Annotated in this window: 15 protein-coding genes; 6 read left to right on the top strand and 9 right to left on the bottom strand. The window is 64.3% G+C overall.

What is annotated here, in order from left to right:
• The first annotated feature begins 6 nt into the window (after window positions 1–6).
• From hyi to KVP70_RS13860, 5 genes are read left to right on the top strand one after another with little or no spacing between them, the layout of a single operon-like run.
• Window positions 7–786, top strand: a complete 780-nt coding sequence (gene hyi, locus KVP70_RS13880) for a hydroxypyruvate isomerase (protein ID WP_217942812.1) — start codon at window positions 7–9, stop codon at window positions 784–786.
• A gap of 25 nt (window positions 787–811) precedes the next feature.
• On the top strand, window positions 812–1,699 hold the full coding sequence (locus KVP70_RS13875) for a 2-hydroxy-3-oxopropionate reductase (protein WP_026334569.1): 888 nt from the start codon (window positions 812–814) through the stop codon (window positions 1,697–1,699).
• Window positions 1,699–2,967, top strand: a complete 1,269-nt coding sequence (locus KVP70_RS13870; protein WP_217942811.1) for a glycerate kinase type-2 family protein — start codon at window positions 1,699–1,701, stop codon at window positions 2,965–2,967. The genes KVP70_RS13875 and KVP70_RS13870 overlap by 1 nt, the downstream gene beginning before the upstream one ends.
• A 14-nt stretch (window positions 2,968–2,981) precedes the next feature.
• Window positions 2,982–4,421, top strand: coding sequence for a pyruvate kinase (pyk, locus tag KVP70_RS13865; RefSeq protein WP_217942810.1), 1,440 nt, complete (start codon window positions 2,982–2,984; stop codon window positions 4,419–4,421).
• 6 nt (window positions 4,422–4,427) lie between these two features.
• Window positions 4,428–5,336, top strand: a complete 909-nt coding sequence (locus KVP70_RS13860) for an urea transporter (protein ID WP_217942809.1) — start codon at window positions 4,428–4,430, stop codon at window positions 5,334–5,336.
• Here the strand turns inward: KVP70_RS13860 and KVP70_RS13855 are convergent.
• Both KVP70_RS13855 and KVP70_RS13850 read right to left on the bottom strand, forming a co-directional pair.
• A complete protein-coding gene (locus KVP70_RS13855) occupies window positions 5,252–7,264 on the bottom strand; it encodes a peptidase U32 family protein (protein WP_217942808.1) in 2,013 nt (670 codons plus the stop codon). The two genes, KVP70_RS13860 and KVP70_RS13855, sit on opposite strands and share 85 nt — an antisense overlap.
• A 29-nt stretch (window positions 7,265–7,293) precedes the next feature.
• Window positions 7,294–8,214, bottom strand: coding sequence for a LysR family transcriptional regulator (locus KVP70_RS13850; RefSeq protein WP_217942807.1), 921 nt, complete (start codon window positions 8,212–8,214; stop codon window positions 7,294–7,296).
• A 99-nt stretch (window positions 8,215–8,313) separates the two neighbouring features.
• Here KVP70_RS13850 and KVP70_RS13845 point away from each other — a divergent pair, with 99 nt between their 5' ends.
• Window positions 8,314–9,270: an NAD-dependent epimerase/dehydratase family protein gene (locus tag KVP70_RS13845; RefSeq protein WP_217942806.1), complete on the top strand. Its 957-nt coding sequence runs from the start codon at window positions 8,314–8,316 to the stop codon at window positions 9,268–9,270.
• On the opposite strand, the gene KVP70_RS13840 is transcribed toward KVP70_RS13845, so the two are convergent.
• The 7 genes from KVP70_RS13840 to xdhA all read right to left on the bottom strand — a co-directional run bounded on the left by KVP70_RS13840 (window position 9,267) and on the right by xdhA (window position 17,497).
• Entirely contained in the window at window positions 9,267–10,004 is a 738-nt protein-coding gene (locus tag KVP70_RS13840) for a substrate-binding periplasmic protein (RefSeq protein ID WP_217942805.1), read from the bottom strand. The genes KVP70_RS13845 and KVP70_RS13840 overlap by 4 nt on opposite strands.
• A gap of 49 nt (window positions 10,005–10,053) precedes the next feature.
• Complete coding sequence (locus KVP70_RS13835; protein WP_217942804.1) at window positions 10,054–10,242, bottom strand: 4-oxalocrotonate tautomerase; 189 nt, start codon at window positions 10,240–10,242, stop codon at window positions 10,054–10,056.
• A gap of 11 nt (window positions 10,243–10,253) precedes the next feature.
• The gene (locus tag KVP70_RS13830; protein WP_217942803.1) at window positions 10,254–10,982 is read right to left on the bottom strand and encodes a class II aldolase/adducin family protein; all 729 of its coding nucleotides are present in this window, start codon (window positions 10,980–10,982) and stop codon (window positions 10,254–10,256) included.
• Between the two features lie 4 nt (window positions 10,983–10,986).
• Window positions 10,987–12,309, bottom strand: coding sequence for a guanine deaminase (gene guaD / locus KVP70_RS13825; RefSeq protein ID WP_217942802.1), 1,323 nt, complete (start codon window positions 12,307–12,309; stop codon window positions 10,987–10,989).
• Between the two features lie 228 nt (window positions 12,310–12,537).
• Window positions 12,538–13,638 carry a xanthine dehydrogenase accessory protein XdhC gene (gene xdhC / locus KVP70_RS13820; protein ID WP_217942801.1) on the bottom strand — a complete coding sequence of 367 codons (1,101 nt, stop codon included), beginning with the start codon at window positions 13,636–13,638 and terminating at the stop codon, window positions 12,538–12,540.
• Window positions 13,639–13,640: 2 nt separating this feature from the next.
• A complete protein-coding gene (xdhB, locus tag KVP70_RS13815; RefSeq protein ID WP_217942800.1) occupies window positions 13,641–16,010 on the bottom strand; it encodes a xanthine dehydrogenase molybdopterin binding subunit in 2,370 nt (789 codons plus the stop codon).
• On the bottom strand, window positions 16,007–17,497 hold the full coding sequence (gene xdhA, locus KVP70_RS13810; RefSeq protein WP_217942799.1) for a xanthine dehydrogenase small subunit: 1,491 nt from the start codon (window positions 17,495–17,497) through the stop codon (window positions 16,007–16,009). The genes xdhB and xdhA overlap by 4 nt, the downstream gene beginning before the upstream one ends.
• Window positions 17,498–17,506 lie beyond the last annotated feature (9 nt).

The following is a 17,506-nucleotide window of genomic DNA, read 5'->3' as shown; positions in this document are numbered from 1 at the left end:
ATCGCCATGACCAAACTTGCAGCCAACCTGACCATGCTGTTCACCGAAGTGCCGTTCATCGAGCGCTTCGAGGCGGCGGCCCGCGCCGGTTTCCAGGCGGTGGAATTCCTGTTCCCGTATGCCTACAGCGCCCGCGACCTGTCCGAGCGCCTGAAGGCCAACCAGCTGGAACTGGTGCTCCACAACCTGCCGGCCGGTCACTGGGAAGCCGGTGAGCGCGGCATCGCCTGCCACCCGGACCGCGTTGCCGAGTTCCGCGACGGTGTATGGACCGCCATCGCCTACGCCAAGGAACTGGGCGTCAAGCAGGTGAATTGCCTGGTCGGCATTCTGCCGCAAGGCGTGACGCGGCAGGACGCGCAAGTCACGCTGGTGGACAACCTGCGCTTCGCCGCTGCGGCGCTGAAGGACGAGGGCATCCGCCTGCTGATCGAACCGATCAACAGCTACGACATTCCCTGCTTCTTCCTGACCAACACCGCGCAGGCGGCATCGCTGATCGCCGCCACCGGTTCGGACAACCTGTTCATCCAGTACGACATCTATCACATGCAGCGCATGGAAGGTGAGCTGACGAACACCATCAAGAAGCACCTGCCGCTGATCGGCCACGTGCAGCTGGCGGATAACCCCGGCCGCAACGAACCTGGCACCGGCGAAATCAACTACCGCTACCTGTTCGAGCAGTTGGACGCCTCCGGCTATGACGGCTGGATCGGTTGCGAATACAAGCCGCGCACCACGACGGAAGCGGGCCTGGGCTGGCGCGCAGCGCACGGCGTTTAAATCACATCTTTACAAGGAAAATATCATGTCTCGAGTTGGATTTATTGGTCTGGGTATCATGGGCGCACCGATGGCGCAGCATTTGCTGAACGGTGGTCACAAACTGTACCTGCACGACATCAAGAACCCGCCGTTCCCGTTGATCGAAGCCGGTGCGACGGTCTGCACCTCGGCCGCCGAAGTGGCCGCCCGCGCCGACATCATCATCGTCATGGTGCCGGATACGCCGCACGTTGAAGCTGCGCTGTTCGGTGAAGAAGGCGTGGCCAAGGGTCTGCGTCCGAACACCATCGTGGTCGACATGAGCTCGATCTCGCCGATCGAAACCAAGAAGTTCGCCAAGAAGATCAACGCTCTCGGTTGCGAATACCTGGATGCGCCGGTGTCCGGCGGTGAAGTCGGCGCCAAGGCCGGTTCGCTGACGATCATGGTCGGCGGCTCGGAAGCGGCGTTCGAGATCGTCAAACCGCTGTTTGAACTGATGGGCAAGAACATCACCCTGGTCGGCGGCAATGGCGACGGCCAGACCACCAAGGTCGCCAACCAGATCATCGTGGCGCTGAATATCCAGGCCGTGGCCGAGGCGCTGCTGTTCGCATCCAAGGCCGGCGCAGATCCCGCCAAGGTACGCTCGGCGCTGATGGGCGGCTTCGCCAACTCGCGCATCCTGGAAGTGCACGGCGAGCGCATGGTCAAGCGCACCTTCAATCCGGGCTTCCGCATCGAACTGCACCAGAAGGACCTGAACCTGGCCCTGCAAGGCGCCAAGGCGATGGGCGTGTCGCTGCCGAACACCGCGATGGCGCAGGAACTGATGAATGCCTGCGCAGCCAATGGCCTGGGCGGCATGGATCACTCGGCACTGTGCCGCGCGATCGAAATCATGTCCAACCACCAGATCGCCGAGGCGTAATGAGTACCCTGAATCCACGCCAATTCCTGCTCGATCTGTACGGCAGCGCGGTGGACGCTGTCAGTGCCGAGAAGTGCCTGCCGGCCTACCTGCCGGAGCCGCCGAAGAACGGCCGCACGCTGGTGATCGGCGCAGGCAAGGGTGCCGCCGCGATGGCGCGCGCCGTCGAGCGTCACTGGAAAGGTGACATCTCCGGGCTGGTCGTCACGCGCTACGAGCATGGCGTGGACTGCGAGCGTATCGAAGTGATCGAAGCGGCCCATCCGGTCCCGGATGCGGCGGGACTCGCCGCCGCCGGTCGCATGATGGAGATGGTCAAGGGCCTGAGCGAAAACGATCTGGTGTTGTGCCTGATCTCGGGCGGCGGTTCCTCGCTGCTGGCATTGCCGGCGCCCGGTATCACGCTGGAGCAGAAGCAGGCGCTGAACAAAGCCTTGCTGAAGAGCGGCGCCGCGATCTCCGAAATGAACTGCGTGCGCAAGCACCTGTCGGCCATCAAGGGCGGCAGGCTGGCGCTGGCTTGCGCGCCGGCCCGTGTGGTCACGCTGTTGATCTCGGACGTCCCAGGCGACGATCCCGGCATCATCGCCAGTGGTCCGACACTGCCCGATGCAACCACCTGCGCCGACGCGCTGGCGGTGCTGCGCAAGTACGACATCGCCATCCCGGACAGCATCCGCGAGCATCTGGAATCCGGCGCCGGCGAGACGCCGAAGCCGGGCGATCCACGCTTCGCCCGCAACAGCCACCACGTCATCGCCATCGCGCAGGACGCGTTGGAAGCGGCGGCGGCGCACGCTGCCGCAGTTGGCATCACGCCTTACATCCTGTCCGACGGGATTGAAGGCGAATCGCGCGATGTCGCCATCGTCCACGCGGCGATGGCCCGACAGGTGGCGACGCGCGGCCAACCGTTCCAACGGCCTTGCGTCATCATTTCCGGTGGCGAGACCACGGTCACGGTGCGCGGTTCGGGGCGCGGCGGCCGGAATGCCGAATTCCTGCTCAGCCTTGCGGTGGCGCTGGACGGCCATCCCGGCATCCATGCGGTGGCCTGCGATACCGACGGCATCGACGGTTCTGAAGACAACGCCGGTGCCCTGTACGGGCCGGATTCGCTGGAACGCGGCCTGACGCAGAAGCTGCGGGCCAAGACTCTGCTGGAAAACAACGACGGCTACGGCTACTTCAGCGCGTTGAACGATCTGGTGGTCAGTGGCCCGACCCGCACCAACGTCAACGACTTCCGTGCCGTATTAATTCTGTAAAAAAGGAATACCCAATGCGACGTCAACGTCAGGCCAAAATCGTGGCCACGCTCGGCCCGGCCAGCAGCAGCAAGGAAGCCATCCAGGCTTTGTTTGAAGCGGGCGCCGATGTGTTCCGTTTCAACTTCAGCCACGGCACCCATCAGGACCATCAGGCGCGCTGCAACATCGTGCGCGAAATCGAACGCAGCGTCGGACGGCCGATCGCCATCCTGGCCGATTTGCAAGGCCCCAAGCTGCGCGTGGGGCAGTTCGCCGAAGGTAAAGTGACGCTGGTGGCGGGGCAGGAGTTTGCGCTGGACCGCGATACGACGCCAGGCACCGCGCAGCGCGTATGCCTGCCGCACCCGGAGCTGTTCGAAGTAATCGGCGCCGGCCAGTCGCTGCTGCTGGACGACGGCAAGCTGCGCTTGGCGGTGCTGGGCAATGAAGGCCGCGTGATCCGCACTCGCGTGGTCAACGGCGGCGTGCTGTCGGACCGCAAAGGTGTCAACGTACCGGATGTGGTGCTGCCCATCCCTGCGCTGACCGAGAAGGATCTGCGCGACCTGGATTTTGCGCTGGAAATGGGTGCGGACTGGATTGCGCTGTCGTTTGTGCAGCGTCCTGAAGATCTGGTGCAGGCCCGCGCCATCGTCGGCAACCGCGCATCGCTGCTGGCGAAGCTGGAAAAGCCGGCGGCGCTGGATGCGCTGGACGCCATCGTCGCCGTTTCCGACGCGATCATGGTGGCGCGCGGCGACCTTGGCGTGGAAGTTCCACCGGAGCGTGTGCCGGGTGTACAGAAACGCATCCTGCGCGCCTGCCGCCTGCAAGGCAAGCCGATTGTGATCGCCACGCAGATGCTGGAGTCGATGATTTCGGCGCCTGTGCCAACGCGGGCGGAAGCTTCGGACGTTGCCAGTGCGATCTATGACGGCGCCGATGCGGTGATGCTGTCGGCGGAATCGGCCAGCGGCGCCTATCCGACGGAAGCGGTGTCCATGATGAACCGCATCATCTGCGAGGTTGAGAAGGACCCGCTGTACCGTCAGATGATCGACGCCCAGAACCAGGCGCCGATGCCGAACAGCGGCGACGCGATCTGCTCGGCCCTGCGTGATGTGACGCAGATCGTCGGCGCGGTGGCGACGGTGACCTACACCAGCTCCGGCCACACCAGCCTGCGCGCGGCGCGCGAACGGCCGATGGCGCCTATCCTGAGCATCACGCCTAACCTCTCAACGGCGCGCCGTCTGGCGCTGGCGTGGGGCGTGCATTCGACGGTGAGCCCGGACGTGCGCAATGTGGATCGCATGGTGGCTGCTGCTTGCCAGGCGGCGTTGCGGGAAGGCTTCGGCAAACCGGGCGACCAGATCGCGATCACGGCGGGCGTGCCGTTCGGCCAGCCGGGCAGCACCAACTTGCTGCGTATCGCGCAGATCTGGCCGGACGACGAACCTGTGGCCGCGTGAGGTGTGATGTTTTACGAGTGGCCCGGCCGGAATCCGGCCTGGCGCGTCGGGGTTCCGCTGGCCGTCCGTGGCCAGTTGAGCGCCATCGCGCAGATCTATTTGCAGTCATCGCCGATTTTCGGCACCGTCCTCCTGCTTTGCCTGTATCTGACCCAGCCGGTGTTGGCGCTGGGTTGCCTGGTGGGCGCCTGCGTCGCGTCGGCCATGGCCTGGGCGCTGGCTTTCCCCGATGGAGACCGTCGCCAGGGCCGGTACAGTTTCAACGCCGCGCTGAGCGGGGCGGGCCTGTGCGCCGGCTACCAGTTCAGTTCCGCGCTGGTGGCATGGATTGTCGTCCTTGCCGTGTTGACCGCCTTGCTCAGTCGCGTCGCACAACGTGCCGGCATCCCTGTGCTGACTTCCCTGTTCGTGGCCGCGATGTGGCTGACCGATGCCTGCGCACCGCTACTGGGTTTGCGGTCGGCAGCGCAAGTCGCCGCCATTCCAGCCTGCAGCTTGGCGCCGTCAAGCTTCCTCTTTTGCACGCTGGGCCAGGTCAGCTTCGTCGGTCCGGCCGCACTCGGTGTGTTGGTATGGGCGGCGCTGGCCCGCCATAGCAGGCAGTTGGCCTTGTGGATGCTGTATGGCGCCGCTCTGGCCTGGTGCGTCGCGAGCAGCGCTGAATGGGTGCTGAATTGGCCCGTCGTCAGCAGCCAGTCCACCGGTATGGGCATCAACAGCGCGTTGACCGCGCTGGCACTGGCCACCTTCGAACGCTCCCGGTCCCAGCGCCTGCTGGGGCCAGCGCTGAGTATTCTGCTGTGTCTCGCGCTGGCCGCGACCGGCCTGGCTTACTTTACCGCCCCGTTTGTGCTGGCGACCTGGCTGCTGTTGTCGGCGCGCGGGCGTTGGCGGTGGAAGGTCAGCGGAGAGTAGGCGACGTTCGACGGTGGGGGCGAGTTCAGGATGCCTGGCTTCATGGCGCCGACCACGTGCATCTCGCAGGGTTTGCAATCGAAGCGCAGGGTGTAGGTCTCGTCGCCGCTCACCAGGGTCATGGGCTCCGCGCGCACCTGACCCTGAACGCCTTGCACACCCTTGGCCTGCTTCGGACAGAGGTTGAACGAGAAGCGCAGGCAGTGCTTGGTGATCATCAACGGCACTTCGCCCGCTTCCTCGTGCGATTCATAGGCGGCGGCGATCAGTTGCACGCCGTGGTTGTGATAGAAGGCGCGTGCCTTCTCGTTGTAGACATTGGCCAGATAGCTCAGCTGCGTGTCCGGATAAGCGGCGCGGGGCTGGGCGGGCTTCTTGCGCGCCGGGCGTTCCCAGGCCGCCAGGCGCGCCGCCTCATGCGCACCGATGGCGTCGCGACGCAGGCCGTTAATGACGCCGGCCGGCACGAACCATGGCTGCGTAAGCTTCAATTCGATGCCGTCAGCTTCGAACATCGTGCTGCCCAACTTGCCCAGGTGGGCGCGTAGCGAGGCGTCGGCCTGCGCCGCCTGCTGCGCCGGCTCCAGCGCCAAGGCGGCGTCGGTACTGCTGCAGATGCCATCCTCGTCGCGCAGCGACAGGCGCAGGCCGTGGGCGTGTTCGCTCAGTTCCAATTGCAGCGACACCTTGCGTTCGGAAGACTTCTTCTGCAGGGTCGCATCCCACTGGTGATCGCGGTTGCGGAGCACCGTGGTGCCGGGTTTGAGGCCGGTCAGCGTGCGCATGTCCTCATTCGGGAATACGCGCCACAGCTGGCCGTCGTCAACGTCGTCCAGCTTCTGCGCGCGGTTGGCCTGGATGCCGACCGTGTCGCGCTTGAGCATGTAGTTCAGGCCATCGCCATTGGCCATGGGCGCATTGGTGACGATGTCGAAGTAGTCCAGGCCAAGGCGGTCGACCACGCCCAGCTCAACACCCACGTACTTGGGCGAATCGAAGGCGCCGATTTCTTCCGTGCGGCCGTTGGCGAAGTAGTCGGTGTGGCCGCGGTGGAAGGTCTTGTCCACGTCCGGCGTGAACAGGATGCGGGTGTGGCCGCTCGCCGCGCGGGTGAATTCGGTGCGGCGCTCCATGATCTCGTCCAGCAGCAGCCGGTAGTGGGCGGTGATGTTCTTCACGTAGCCCATGTCCTTGTAGCGGCCCTCGATCTTGAAGGAACGGATGCCCGCGTCCACCAGCGCCTCCAGATTGCGGCTCTGGTCATTGTCCTTCATCGACAGCAGATGCTTTTCGTAGGCCACCACGCGGCCCTGGTTATCGCTGAGTGTGTACGGCAGGCGGCAGGCTTGCGAGCAGTCGCCGCGGTTGGCGCTGCGGCCGGTGTCCGCGTGCGAGATGTAGCACTGGCCCGAGTAGGCCACGCACAGGGCGCCGTGGATGAAATACTCCAGCGGTGTGTCGACTTCCGCGCGGATCTTGCGGATTTGTTCGATGGTTAGTTCACGCGCCAGCACCAGCTGGGAGAAGCCGACCGCGCCCAGGAAGCGCGCCTTTTCCATGGTGCGGATATCGCACTGGGTGCTGGCGTGCAGCTGGATCGGAGGGAGGTCCATTTCGAGCAGGCCCATGTCCTGCACGATCAGCGCGTCGACGCCGGCGTTGTACAGCTGCCAGATTTGCTTGCGCGCCGCATCGAGCTCGGAGTCGTGCAGGATGGTGTTGAGCGTGACGAAGATGCGCGAGCGGTAGCGGTGCGCGAAGTCCACCAGGGCGGAGATCTCCTCAATGGTGTTGCTGGCGTTGTGACGGGCGCCAAAGGCCGGTCCGCCGATGTACACGGCGTCGGCCCCGTGCAAGATGGCTTCGCGGCCTATCTCGGCGGTTTTGGCTGGCGCCAGCAATTCGAGTTGGTGATCTAGCAGTGACATGATGGATTCCTGACTATCGAAGCCGGAAATTATAGCAGGCCGCCCTGGGAATCGACATAGGCCGACAGCCCGGCGGCCAGGGCGCTGAAGACGGCGCTGCAGGCAGGGTTGTTGCGCAGGTTTTCGTGCATGGCGAGCCAGGTGTCGAGCTGGATGGACAGCTGATCGGGCAGGACCCGGACCAGCGAGCCATGGGCCTGGCCTAGCGCGGCCTGGCAAATGCCGATGCCGACGCCGGCGCGGATGGCCGCCAGCTGCACCACGTCGTTGTCGCAGCGGAGCTGATGCGCTTCGTGCGGCGGAGCATTGAACCTGGTACGCATGGCGCGGGTGTAGGCGGTTTCGCTGTCGACGCCGATCAGGGTGTGGCCGGCCAGTTCTTCCCATTTCAGGGGCGTGCCGCGCCGCTTCAGGTAGCTGCGGTGGGCGAAGAATCCCAGTTCGATATTGCCGATGCGGCGGGCGATCAAGGCTTCATGTTCCGGCTTGGTCATGCGTATTGCGATGTCGGCGTCGCGTCGCAGCAGGTTTTCCAGCTTGTTCGATACGGCCAGTTCGATCTGGATATGCGGATGGCTGCGGGACAGCTTGGCCAGAAGTGGCGGCAGCACCTCGACGCTGACGACTTCACTGGCCGTGATCCGCACCGTGCCATGGATGCCTTGTTCGCCCTCGCGGCCCATGCTGGAGGCGGCGCGCAGCAGGGCCGAGGAGGTGGCGGCCAGCGTCGCCGCATACGGTTCCAGCTCATAGGCCGCCTCGGTTGGAATGAAGCCCGTTTGGGAGCGAGTGAATAGCGCCAGCCCGAGCGCCTGCTCAAGCGCATCGATATGACGGCCGACTGTCGGCTGGGTCAGCGCCAGCGTCCGGGCGGCGCCCGATAATGAGCCTTCCTTCAGAACGGCGAGGAAGGAGCGGTACAGATCCCAGTTTGGTTCGGCGGTAGTCATACAAAATAGTATAACGTCTATGCGGTTTTCGGCAATTTTCTTTTAGCTCGGGCTGCGTCACACTTCCTCCATCGAACTTCAATCAAGCGGAGGAACAGCATGGAACAGGTAAAGACGGCTTTGGTGTTGGGCGCAACCGGCGGCGTGGGTGGCGAGGTGGCGCGGCTGCTGGTGGCGCGCGGCTGGCGGGTGAAAGCGCTGCACCGGGCGCCGCAGGCGGCCGCGCGCCGTGGTGACGGCATGGAGTGGCTGCCTGGCGATGCGATGGTGCGCGAGGATGTGGTGGCGGCAGCGAAAGGCGTTCAGCTCATCGTCCACGCGGTGAATCCGCCCGGATACCGCAACTGGGGCCAGCTGGTGCTGCCGATGATCGACAACAGCATCGCCGCCGCCCGCGCCAGCGGCGCCCGCATCCTGCTGCCTGGCACCGTGTACAACTATGGCCCGGACACGTTTCCCATCATCGATGAAGAATCGCCGCAGCATCCGGTCACTCGCAAGGGCGCGATCCGCGTCGAGCTGGAGGCGCGCCTGCAAGCGGCGGCCGCCGACGGCGTGCGCACGCTGATCGTGCGGGCTGGCGATTTCTTCGGTCCCAAGGCCGGCAACAACTGGTTCGCACAAGGTCTGATCAAGCCGGGTAAGCCGCTGACCGCCATCAGTTATCCGGGCAGCGCAGGCGTCGGACACCAATGGGCCTATCTGCCGGATGTCGCCGAGACGATGGTGCGGCTGATCGAGAAGGATGATCAGCTGGACACCTTCGCCCGCTTCCAAATGGAGGGGCACTGGGACGCCGACGGCACCCAGATGGTCGCGGCCATCGCGCGTGCGGCCGGCAAGCCTGAGATGAAAGCCAGCGCGTTCCCATGGTGGCTGTTGGCGTTGGCATCGCCGTTCGTGGCGGTGTTCCGCGAACTGCGCGAGATGCGCTATCTGTGGCAGCAGCCAGTCCACATGCCCAACAAGCGCCTGGTGCAGTTGCTCGGCGCCGAGCCACGCACGCCGCTGGACGTCGCGGTGCACCGGACCCTGGCCGGCTTGGGAAATCTTTAAGCCAGGTTGTATTTTCCCAGGATGCGGCGGGTCGTGCCGTCGGCATCCATGGCGGCTTTCGCGTGTTGGAATAACTGGACGGTAGCGTCGTCGAAGTCCAGTGAACCGGCCAGCCAGGCAGTGGTGCTGCGCACCGGCGCGCTGAGATGAAAGTCTTTTTGCGCCGAGCGGCTCTGGAGCGAACTTTGGATGATGTGTTGTTCGCCGAACGCCGCGTCGGCCATGCCCTTGAGCAGATAGCGGTGTACCTCTTCGATCGAATTGGCTTCGATGATATTCCGATAGCCGAGTTCCTGCAAAATCGCCGCCTGCGCCGCCCCGCGCAGCAATGTGATGCGGCGGGCCTTCATGTCTTCCGGATGCTGGATGTCGAACTTGCCGTTGCGCGCTGCAAGGAACATGTAGTGCTCCTCGTACAACGGCGCCAGCCAGCGGAATTTGGTCTCGCGGTCCAGCAGGCGCGTGACGGGGAAGATCGCCGTCTCGGGCATCGACGTGGCCAGGAACAAGGCTCGCTTCCACGGCACAAATTCCAGCTTGAGGGACATTTGTACGCGTTTGCACAGTTCACTCAGCAGTTCACGCAGCGCGCCTGGATGCTGGTCATCGTTTTCCATGACCAGCGGCGGCAAGTGGGTCGTGACGACCCGTAGTTCCTTGCCTTGTGCGGCCCGCGCAAAACCTGTGCCGCAGCTGAGTGCTGCGGCGAGGCTGAGTAAAGTTCTTCGTTTCATGGTGCTGTACGCTGATCTGCGCCGGTTGCGCTGCTTGTATCGTAACCGATTACTCCTGATCAGACCACAGCTTGCCTGCGGTGGCCCAGTTCTCGCGCTTGCACTCGTGGATGATAATGTCGACCGATTCCGCCGTCGCGCCCAGCGTCTGAACGGTGACCTCGGTGATGGCTTTGACAAAGGCGCGCTTCTGCTCCTGCGTGCGGCCTTCGAACAGTTGTACGTTGATAGTTGGCATAGCGGTTCCTTTCAGGAGCGATAGTTGGGACTGAGTTTGTCCAGTTTGCGCAATAGCGCGGGCCATTCCAGCCTGCCGTCCGGCGTGCCGTCGCCCACCAATTCCTGATGCGTCTTGAGGCAGGTCTCGTGCGATGGAACATGACGCCGGCCGCCTGCGGATTGCGCTTTGAGCTGGATCGCGCAGGCTTTGTCGAGCGCCTCCATCAGCACGAAGGCCTCGGCGATGGTCCGGCCGCAGACCAGCGATCCGTGGTTCCGCAACAGCATGGCCGGATGGTCGGCAAGCCGCTCCAGCAGGCGCGCTTGCTCGCCATCGGTCATCGCCAGCCCTTCGTAGTCGTGATAGGCCAGCACGCCGTAGAAACGCAGCGCATGCGCCGACAGCGGCAGCAGGCCCTCGCTTTGCGCGCCGACCGCGATGCCGTTCACGTTATGCAGATGCATGACGCAAGCCACGTCATGACGGGCGCCGTGCACCGCCGCGTGCAGCGCGAAGCCTGGGCGGTTGATGTCGTACTGCGCCGCGTCGACCGGGTTGCCGTCGCGGTCCACCTTCACCAGGTTCGATGCGCACACCTCGTCGAAGCGCAACCCGAACGGGTTGATGAGGTAGCGCTCCGCCTCGCCCGGCACGGCGGCCGAGATGTGCGTATAGATCACGTCATCCCAGCCGTTCAGAGCGCACAGGTGATAGCACGCGGCGAGATCGACGCGTGCTTGCCATTCGCTTGGATTCATCGGCTCAGTCCTGACGCTGGTGTACCACCTTACCGGCGGCGTAGGTGGCGGCGATCGAGCGGTCATCACCCAGCATGGCAATGGCGAACAGCAGTTCCTCGATCGAATCGGTGCGCTCCGTACGGCGCGCCAGCAGCGGCGTGGCTTTCGGATCGAGCACGATGAAGTCCGCTTCCGCCCCCGGCACGAAATTGCCGATCGTGCCTTCGAGCTGCATGGCGCGGGCGCCACCCAGCGTGGCCAGGTAGAACATGCGCATCGCTTGCAGGTAGGTGCCGCCCATGCGGGCCACCTTGTAGGCTTCGTTCATCGTTTGCAGCATCGAGAACGAAGTGCCGCCACCGACGTCGGTGGCCAGCGAAAGCGGGACTCTGTTCGCGTCGGCGCGCTCGAAGTCGAACAGGCCGCTGCCCAGGAACAGGTTGGAAGTAGGGCAGATCGAGATGGCGGACTGCGTCTCACCCATGCGCGCGCGGTCGGCATTGTCCAGCCAGATGCAGTGCGCGTACATCGAGCGCGGACGCATCATGCCGAAATGGTCGTAGACGTCCATATAGCTGCGGGCGCTCGGGAACAACGATTTGACCCACGCCACTTCGTCGGTGTTCTCGGCCACGTGGGTTTGCAGGAAGGTGTCCGGGTAGGCTTTGGCCAGGGCGCCGGCCAGTTCCAGCTGTTCTTCGGTGGAAGTCGGCGCGAAGCGTGGCGTGATCGCGTACAGCTGGCGGCCGCGCTTGTGCCACTTCTTGATCAGCGCTTCGCTTTCGCGCGCGCCGCTTTCGGCGGTGTCTTGCAAGAAGTCCGGGCAGTTACGGTCCATCAGCACTTTGCCGGCGACCATGCGCAGGTTGCGCTTTTCGCTTTCATTGAAGAAGGCGTCCACCGATTGCGGATGCACGGTGCAGTAGACCATGGCGGTGGTGGTGCCGCAGCGGGTCAGCTCATCGAGGAAGAAGCTGGCGACGTTGGCCGCGTGTTCCGGATCGGAGAATTTGCGTTCGGTCGGGAAGGTGTACTTTTCCAGCCATGGCAGCAGGCCGGGCGCGGGCGAGGCGATCATGTCCGTTTGCGGGTAGTGCACGTGGGTGTCGATAAAGCCGGGCATGATGATCTTGCCGCGATAGTCGTGCAGCGGTGTTCCTTGCGGCAGGAAGGCGATCAGCTGGCTGAAATCGCCGGCCAGGTGGACCTTGCCGTCGTTGATGATCAACAGGCCGTCTTCGTGCCAGGAGCAGGCGTTGGGCGCGAATGCCGGGTCGTCGCTGAAGTGCAGAAGGCTGGCGCGATATGCCTGGAAGGTGCCGCTTTGGGTGATGATGCTTGCCATGATATTCATTCCTTGTTCCGTGTTGCGGACGCCAGTTGACGCGCGCGAGTGCGCGACGCGACTGACATGGTCGTCGGCGATGAAGGCGGGCGCTTGGCGCCACACCGGATCTGTATGCGTTGGGGTACTGCTAGCGCGGTGGCTAGGTCAATAGAGTGCGATGACGCGCTCCCGCCCCGGCGCTGCCGGAGAGTGAGTGCGCCTGGCTTGCAGGCAGTTGGAAGAGCATCAGTTGGTGCATGTGGATTGCGTTTCCGATATTACGGTTTGAGCAGATGCGCTCATTTTAGCACCGATTTCCACCGGTACGGCCAGTGCGGCCGCTTCCCAAACCTGCATCAACTGCGCGGCCACCGAGACGGCGATCACTGCCGGCGCCTTGTCGTGAATGCCGGGCAGGCCGATAGGACAGGTCATGTCGGCCATGCGCGCGGCCGGAATGCCGCGTTCCTGCAGGCGGCGTTCAAAGGACACGCGCTTGGTCTTGGAGCCGATCAGGCCGAACCACGTGAAATCTGTACGGCGCAGTATATGCTCGGACAGCTGCTGGTCCAATGCGTGGCTGTGGGTCAGCACCAGGAAGGAGGCGCCGGCCGGCGCTTCTTCCACCACCGCTTCCGGCGTATCGGTCGCTTCGACGCGCACGTTGGCCGGCAGGACCGACGGGAACATATCGTCGCGCTCATCGATCCACACCACCTGGCATGGCAGCTCGGACAAGGCGCGGACGATGGCGGCGCCCACGTGGCCTGCGCCGAACAGATACAGGCGCGGACGGTAAGGCAGGCATGAATCGATCAGCCAGCGCTTGCCGTGATCGTCGATGCGCACCTTACAGTCGATGCCTGGACCCGGACGGGCCAGCGCCGTCGGACCGGGGCCGCACAAATGGGCGCCGGTGGCGTCATAGATGCTGGCCGGTTCGACGCAATCGAGCGGCACCATGCGCCAGCTGTCCTGGCCTTCACGCCAGCGGCGCGCCAGTGAACCGAAATGTTCGCCGGCTTCCGGCATGATGCGCTCGAACGCCAGGTGCACCACGCCGCCGCAGCATTGGCCCAGGCTTGGACCGAGCGGGAAGCGTTCGAGCCGGCGTTCGGCACGCAGCTCACCGGCCGGCATGGCCAGCATTTCCCGTGCGATGTCGGTGGCGACCATTTCGAGGTGGCCGCCGCCGATGGTGTCGAAGGCGTGATACTGGGTGATCAGCATCTTGGCGCCGGGTTCGCGCGGCGCGGAGCCTGCGACCTGCGCCACGGTGACCAGCACGCGCGGCACCGCCTTGCTGGCCGCCGCCGTCAGCGCGTTGAGATTGAAGGGCATGGACATAATTAGTTCGCCGCTTCCGCCGCATCCTGTACCGCGCTGATCGCGTTGAGGATAGCTTCGCTGGTCGCCGGAGCGCGCAGCGGTGGGTTGAAACGATGATCGCCGACACTGGAGCAGGCGTCGCGGATCGCCAGGAATACCGAGAACGGCAGCAGCAACGGCGGCTCGCCGACGGCCTTGGAGCGGTGGATGCTGTCCATGACGTTGCGGTTCTTGAACAGACGCACGCTGAAGTTCTCCGGGCAGTCCGACACGCCGGGGATCTTGTAGGTGGACGGCGCGTGCGTCATCAACTTGCCGGCCGGGTTCCACCACAATTCCTCGGTGGTCAGCCAGCCCATGCCTTGTATGAAGGCGCCTTCGACCTGGCCGACGTCGATGGCCGGGTTCAGCGAATTGCCGGCGTCGTACAGCGCGTCGGCCTTCAGCAGTTTCCATTCGCCGGTCAGCGTGTCGACCACCACTTCCGACACCGAGGCGCCGTAAGCATAGTAGGAGAACGGATTGCCGCTCATGGTTTTCGGATCCCAGTGCAGACCCGGCGTGGCGTAGAAGCCGTCGGACCACAGCTGGATGCGCGCCATGTATGCCTTCTGCACCAGCTCCGCGAACGGGATCGTGTGTTCGCCGACGTGGACGAAGTTGGCCTCGAAGCGCACCGTGTCCGGGTCGCCGTCGTGGCGCTTGGCGGCGAATTCGGCCAAACGTTTGCGGATGGTGTTGGCCGCATCCTGCGCTGCCTTGCCGTTCAGGTCCGCGCCGGTGGAGGCGGCGGTGGCCGAGGTGTTGGCGACCTTGCTGGTATCGGTGGCGGTGGCGCGCACCATGGCGAGGTCGATGCCCAATTCATGCGCCACCACCTGGCAAACCTTGGTGTTGATACCCTGGCCCATTTCGGTGCCGCCGTGGTTGACCAGCACCGAACCGTCGGTGTAGATGTGAACCAGCGCGCCGGCCTGATTGAAGTGCGTGACGTTGAAGGCGATGCCAAACTTGACCGGCGTGAGCGCCAGTCCGCGCTTGAGCACTTTGCTCTTTGCGTTAAAGGCGTTGATGTCCTCGCGGCGCTTGCGGTAGTCGCTTTCGCTTTCCAGCTGCGCGACCAGGTCGTGAATGACGTTGTCGACCACTTTCTGGTTGTACTGGGTGACGTTGCGGCCTTCTTCGTCATTGCGGCCGTAGAAGTTGATCTTGCGGACATCCAGCGAGTCCATGCCGAGGTTGCGGGCGATTTCGTCGACGATGTATTCGATGGCGATCGCGCCTTGCGGGCCGCCGAAGCCGCGGAAGGCGGTGTTCGACTGCGTGTTGGTCTTGCCGGCCATGGCGCGGATGTCGACGTCGCCCAGGTAGTAGGCGTTGTCGAAGTGGCAGACGGCGCGCGTGGCGACCGGCGCCGACAGGTCGGCCGAGAAGCCGGCGCGGGAGACCATTTCCACCTTGGCGGCGACGATGCGGCCGTCGTCGCCGTAGCCCATTTCGTACTCGTAGTAGAAGCAGTGGCGCTTACCGGTGACCATCATGTCGTCGTCGCGGTCGGCGCGCAGCTTGACCGGGCGGCGCAGGTGCGCGGCCGAGATGGCGGCGCATGCGGCCCACAGCGCGGACTGCGATTCCTTGCCGCCGAAGCCACCGCCCATGCGGCGGCATTCGACCACGATGTCGTGCGAATGGCGGTGCAGGGCGTGCGCGACCACGTGCTGCATCTCGGTTGGGTGCTGGGTCGAGCAGTAGATCAGCATTCCCTTGCCTTCCTTCGGAATGGCGTAGGAGATCTGGCCTTCCAGGTAGAACTGCTCCTGGCCGCCGACATGCAGTTCGCCCTTCAAGCGGTGCTTGGAACGCTCGAACGCGGCTTGTGCGTCGCCGCGCGCCAGGTGCATGGGCGGGACGACGAACGATTTGGCGTCGCGTGCTGCTTGCGGCGTCAGGATGGCTGGCAGTTCCTGGTACTCGATGACGGCCTTCTTGACGGCGCGGCGCGCGTTGTCGTGCGAGTTCGCCACCACGATGAAGATGGGCTGGCCGACGTATTCGACCAGTCCTTCCGACAGGATTGGATCGTCGTGGATGATAGGGCCGCAGTCGTTGGTGCCGGGGATGTCCTTGTGCGTGTACACGGCCACCACGCCTGGCATGGCTTTGACGGCGTCGAAATTCATCGACAGGATGTTGGCGTGCGCCTTGGCCGAGATACCCAGCGCGGCGTGCAGCGTGCCTGCTACTTCAGGGATATCGTCGGTGTAGGTGGCTTCGCCGAGGACGTGCAGCACCGCCGATTCATGCGGGTGCGACTGGCCGACTTCGGCCCACGCCATCGGAACGCCGGGAACGGCGGGCTGCGTCAGGAATGCTTCGGATTTGCTGTTCATGCTGCGGCGACTCCCTCTGCGTAGTGATAGGCGTTGATCGATTGCAGCGGCTGGGCGGAGTCTGGATTGGACTCCAGCCAATAGCGACGCAGCAGGTTTTGCGCGGTCTTCATGCGGTAGCCGGCGGTGGCGCGCATGTCGCTCAGCGGCGTGTAGTCTTTGGCCAGTTCGGCCATCGCCAGCTTCAGCGTTGCTTCGTCCCAGCGCTTGCCGTTGACGGCGGCTTCCGCCAGCGGTGCGCGGCGCGAGGTCGCGGCCATGCCGCCGTAGGCGATGTGGGCGTCGCTGACCACGCCGTCCTTCAGCGTGAAGGCGAAGGCGGCGCAGACGGCGGAGATGTCCTGGTCGTAGCGCTTGGCCAGCTTGTAGGAACGGAAGTGGATGTCCTTGCGCGGCAGCGGAATGCGTACGGCTTCGACGAACTCGCCCGGCTGCCAGTCCTTCTTCATGTAATCGAGGTAGAACTTCTCGAGCAGCATGGAGCGCTGGCCCTTATCGCTGCGGATGACTATTTCCGCGCCGAGCGCGATCATCCACGGCGCCGAATCGCCGATCGGCGAGCCGTTGGCGACGCTTCCGCCCAGGGTGCCGGTGTTGCGGATCGGTTGCGAGGCGAAGCGCTGCCACATTTCGTGCAGCTCTTCCTTGTAGTGCTTGCAGGCCGCCTCGTAGGCGTCATTGAGGTTGACGGCGGCGCCGATATACAGCATGCCGTCTTCCTCCTCCATGCGGTACAGCTCCTGCACCTGGCGCACGTAGATCATGTCGCCGAGGTTGCGCATTTGCTTGGTCACCCACAGGCCGACGTCGGTCGAACCGGCGACGATGGTGGCGGTGGGCTTTTCTGCGCGCAGGGTCGCCAGTTCGGCCAGCGTGCGCGGGGCGTAGAAGGTCTGGCCGTCGTGGGTGTAGCTGTACATTTCGGTTCGCTGGATGGTTTTCAGCGAGGCTTTCAGCGCCTCGCGGTCGAAGCTGACAGGAGGCAGCTCGCCCATGCGGCGCGCGGCATCGATGATAGGACGGTAGCCGGTGCAGCGGCACAGGTTTCCGGACAGGGTTTCGTCCACGGTCTTGCGGCATGGTGGCGTGGTCTGTCCCTCCTGTTTGAGGTAGAGGCTCCACAGAGACATGGCGAAGCCCGGCGTGCAGAAGCCGCACTGCGATCCGTGGCATTCGACCAGGGCTTCCTGCACCGGGTGCATATTGCCGTCGGCTTGCTTCAGATCTTCGATGGTGAAGACGGCCTTGCCGTCCAGCGTAGGCACGAACTGGATGCAGGAGTTGACCGACTTCATGGCCACTTCGCCATCGGGCTGCAATTCCGCCACGACCACGGTGCAGGCGCCGCAATCGCCTTCGGCGCAGCCTTCCTTGGTGCCGGTGCAGTGCAGGTCTTCGCGCAGGTGCTGGAGCAGGGTGCGGGTTGGTGCGCCGTCTGCGACGTTGTGCACTTCGCCGCGATAGAAGAATCGAATAGGTTCAGACATGATTGCTCC

The organism is Duganella violaceipulchra (assembly GCF_019166075.1).
Classification (GTDB): Bacteria; Pseudomonadota; Gammaproteobacteria; order Burkholderiales; family Burkholderiaceae_D; genus Rugamonas; species Rugamonas violaceipulchra.
The sequence above is the reverse complement of the archived record's forward strand: the minus strand, read 5'-3'. Positions and strand labels throughout refer to the sequence as shown.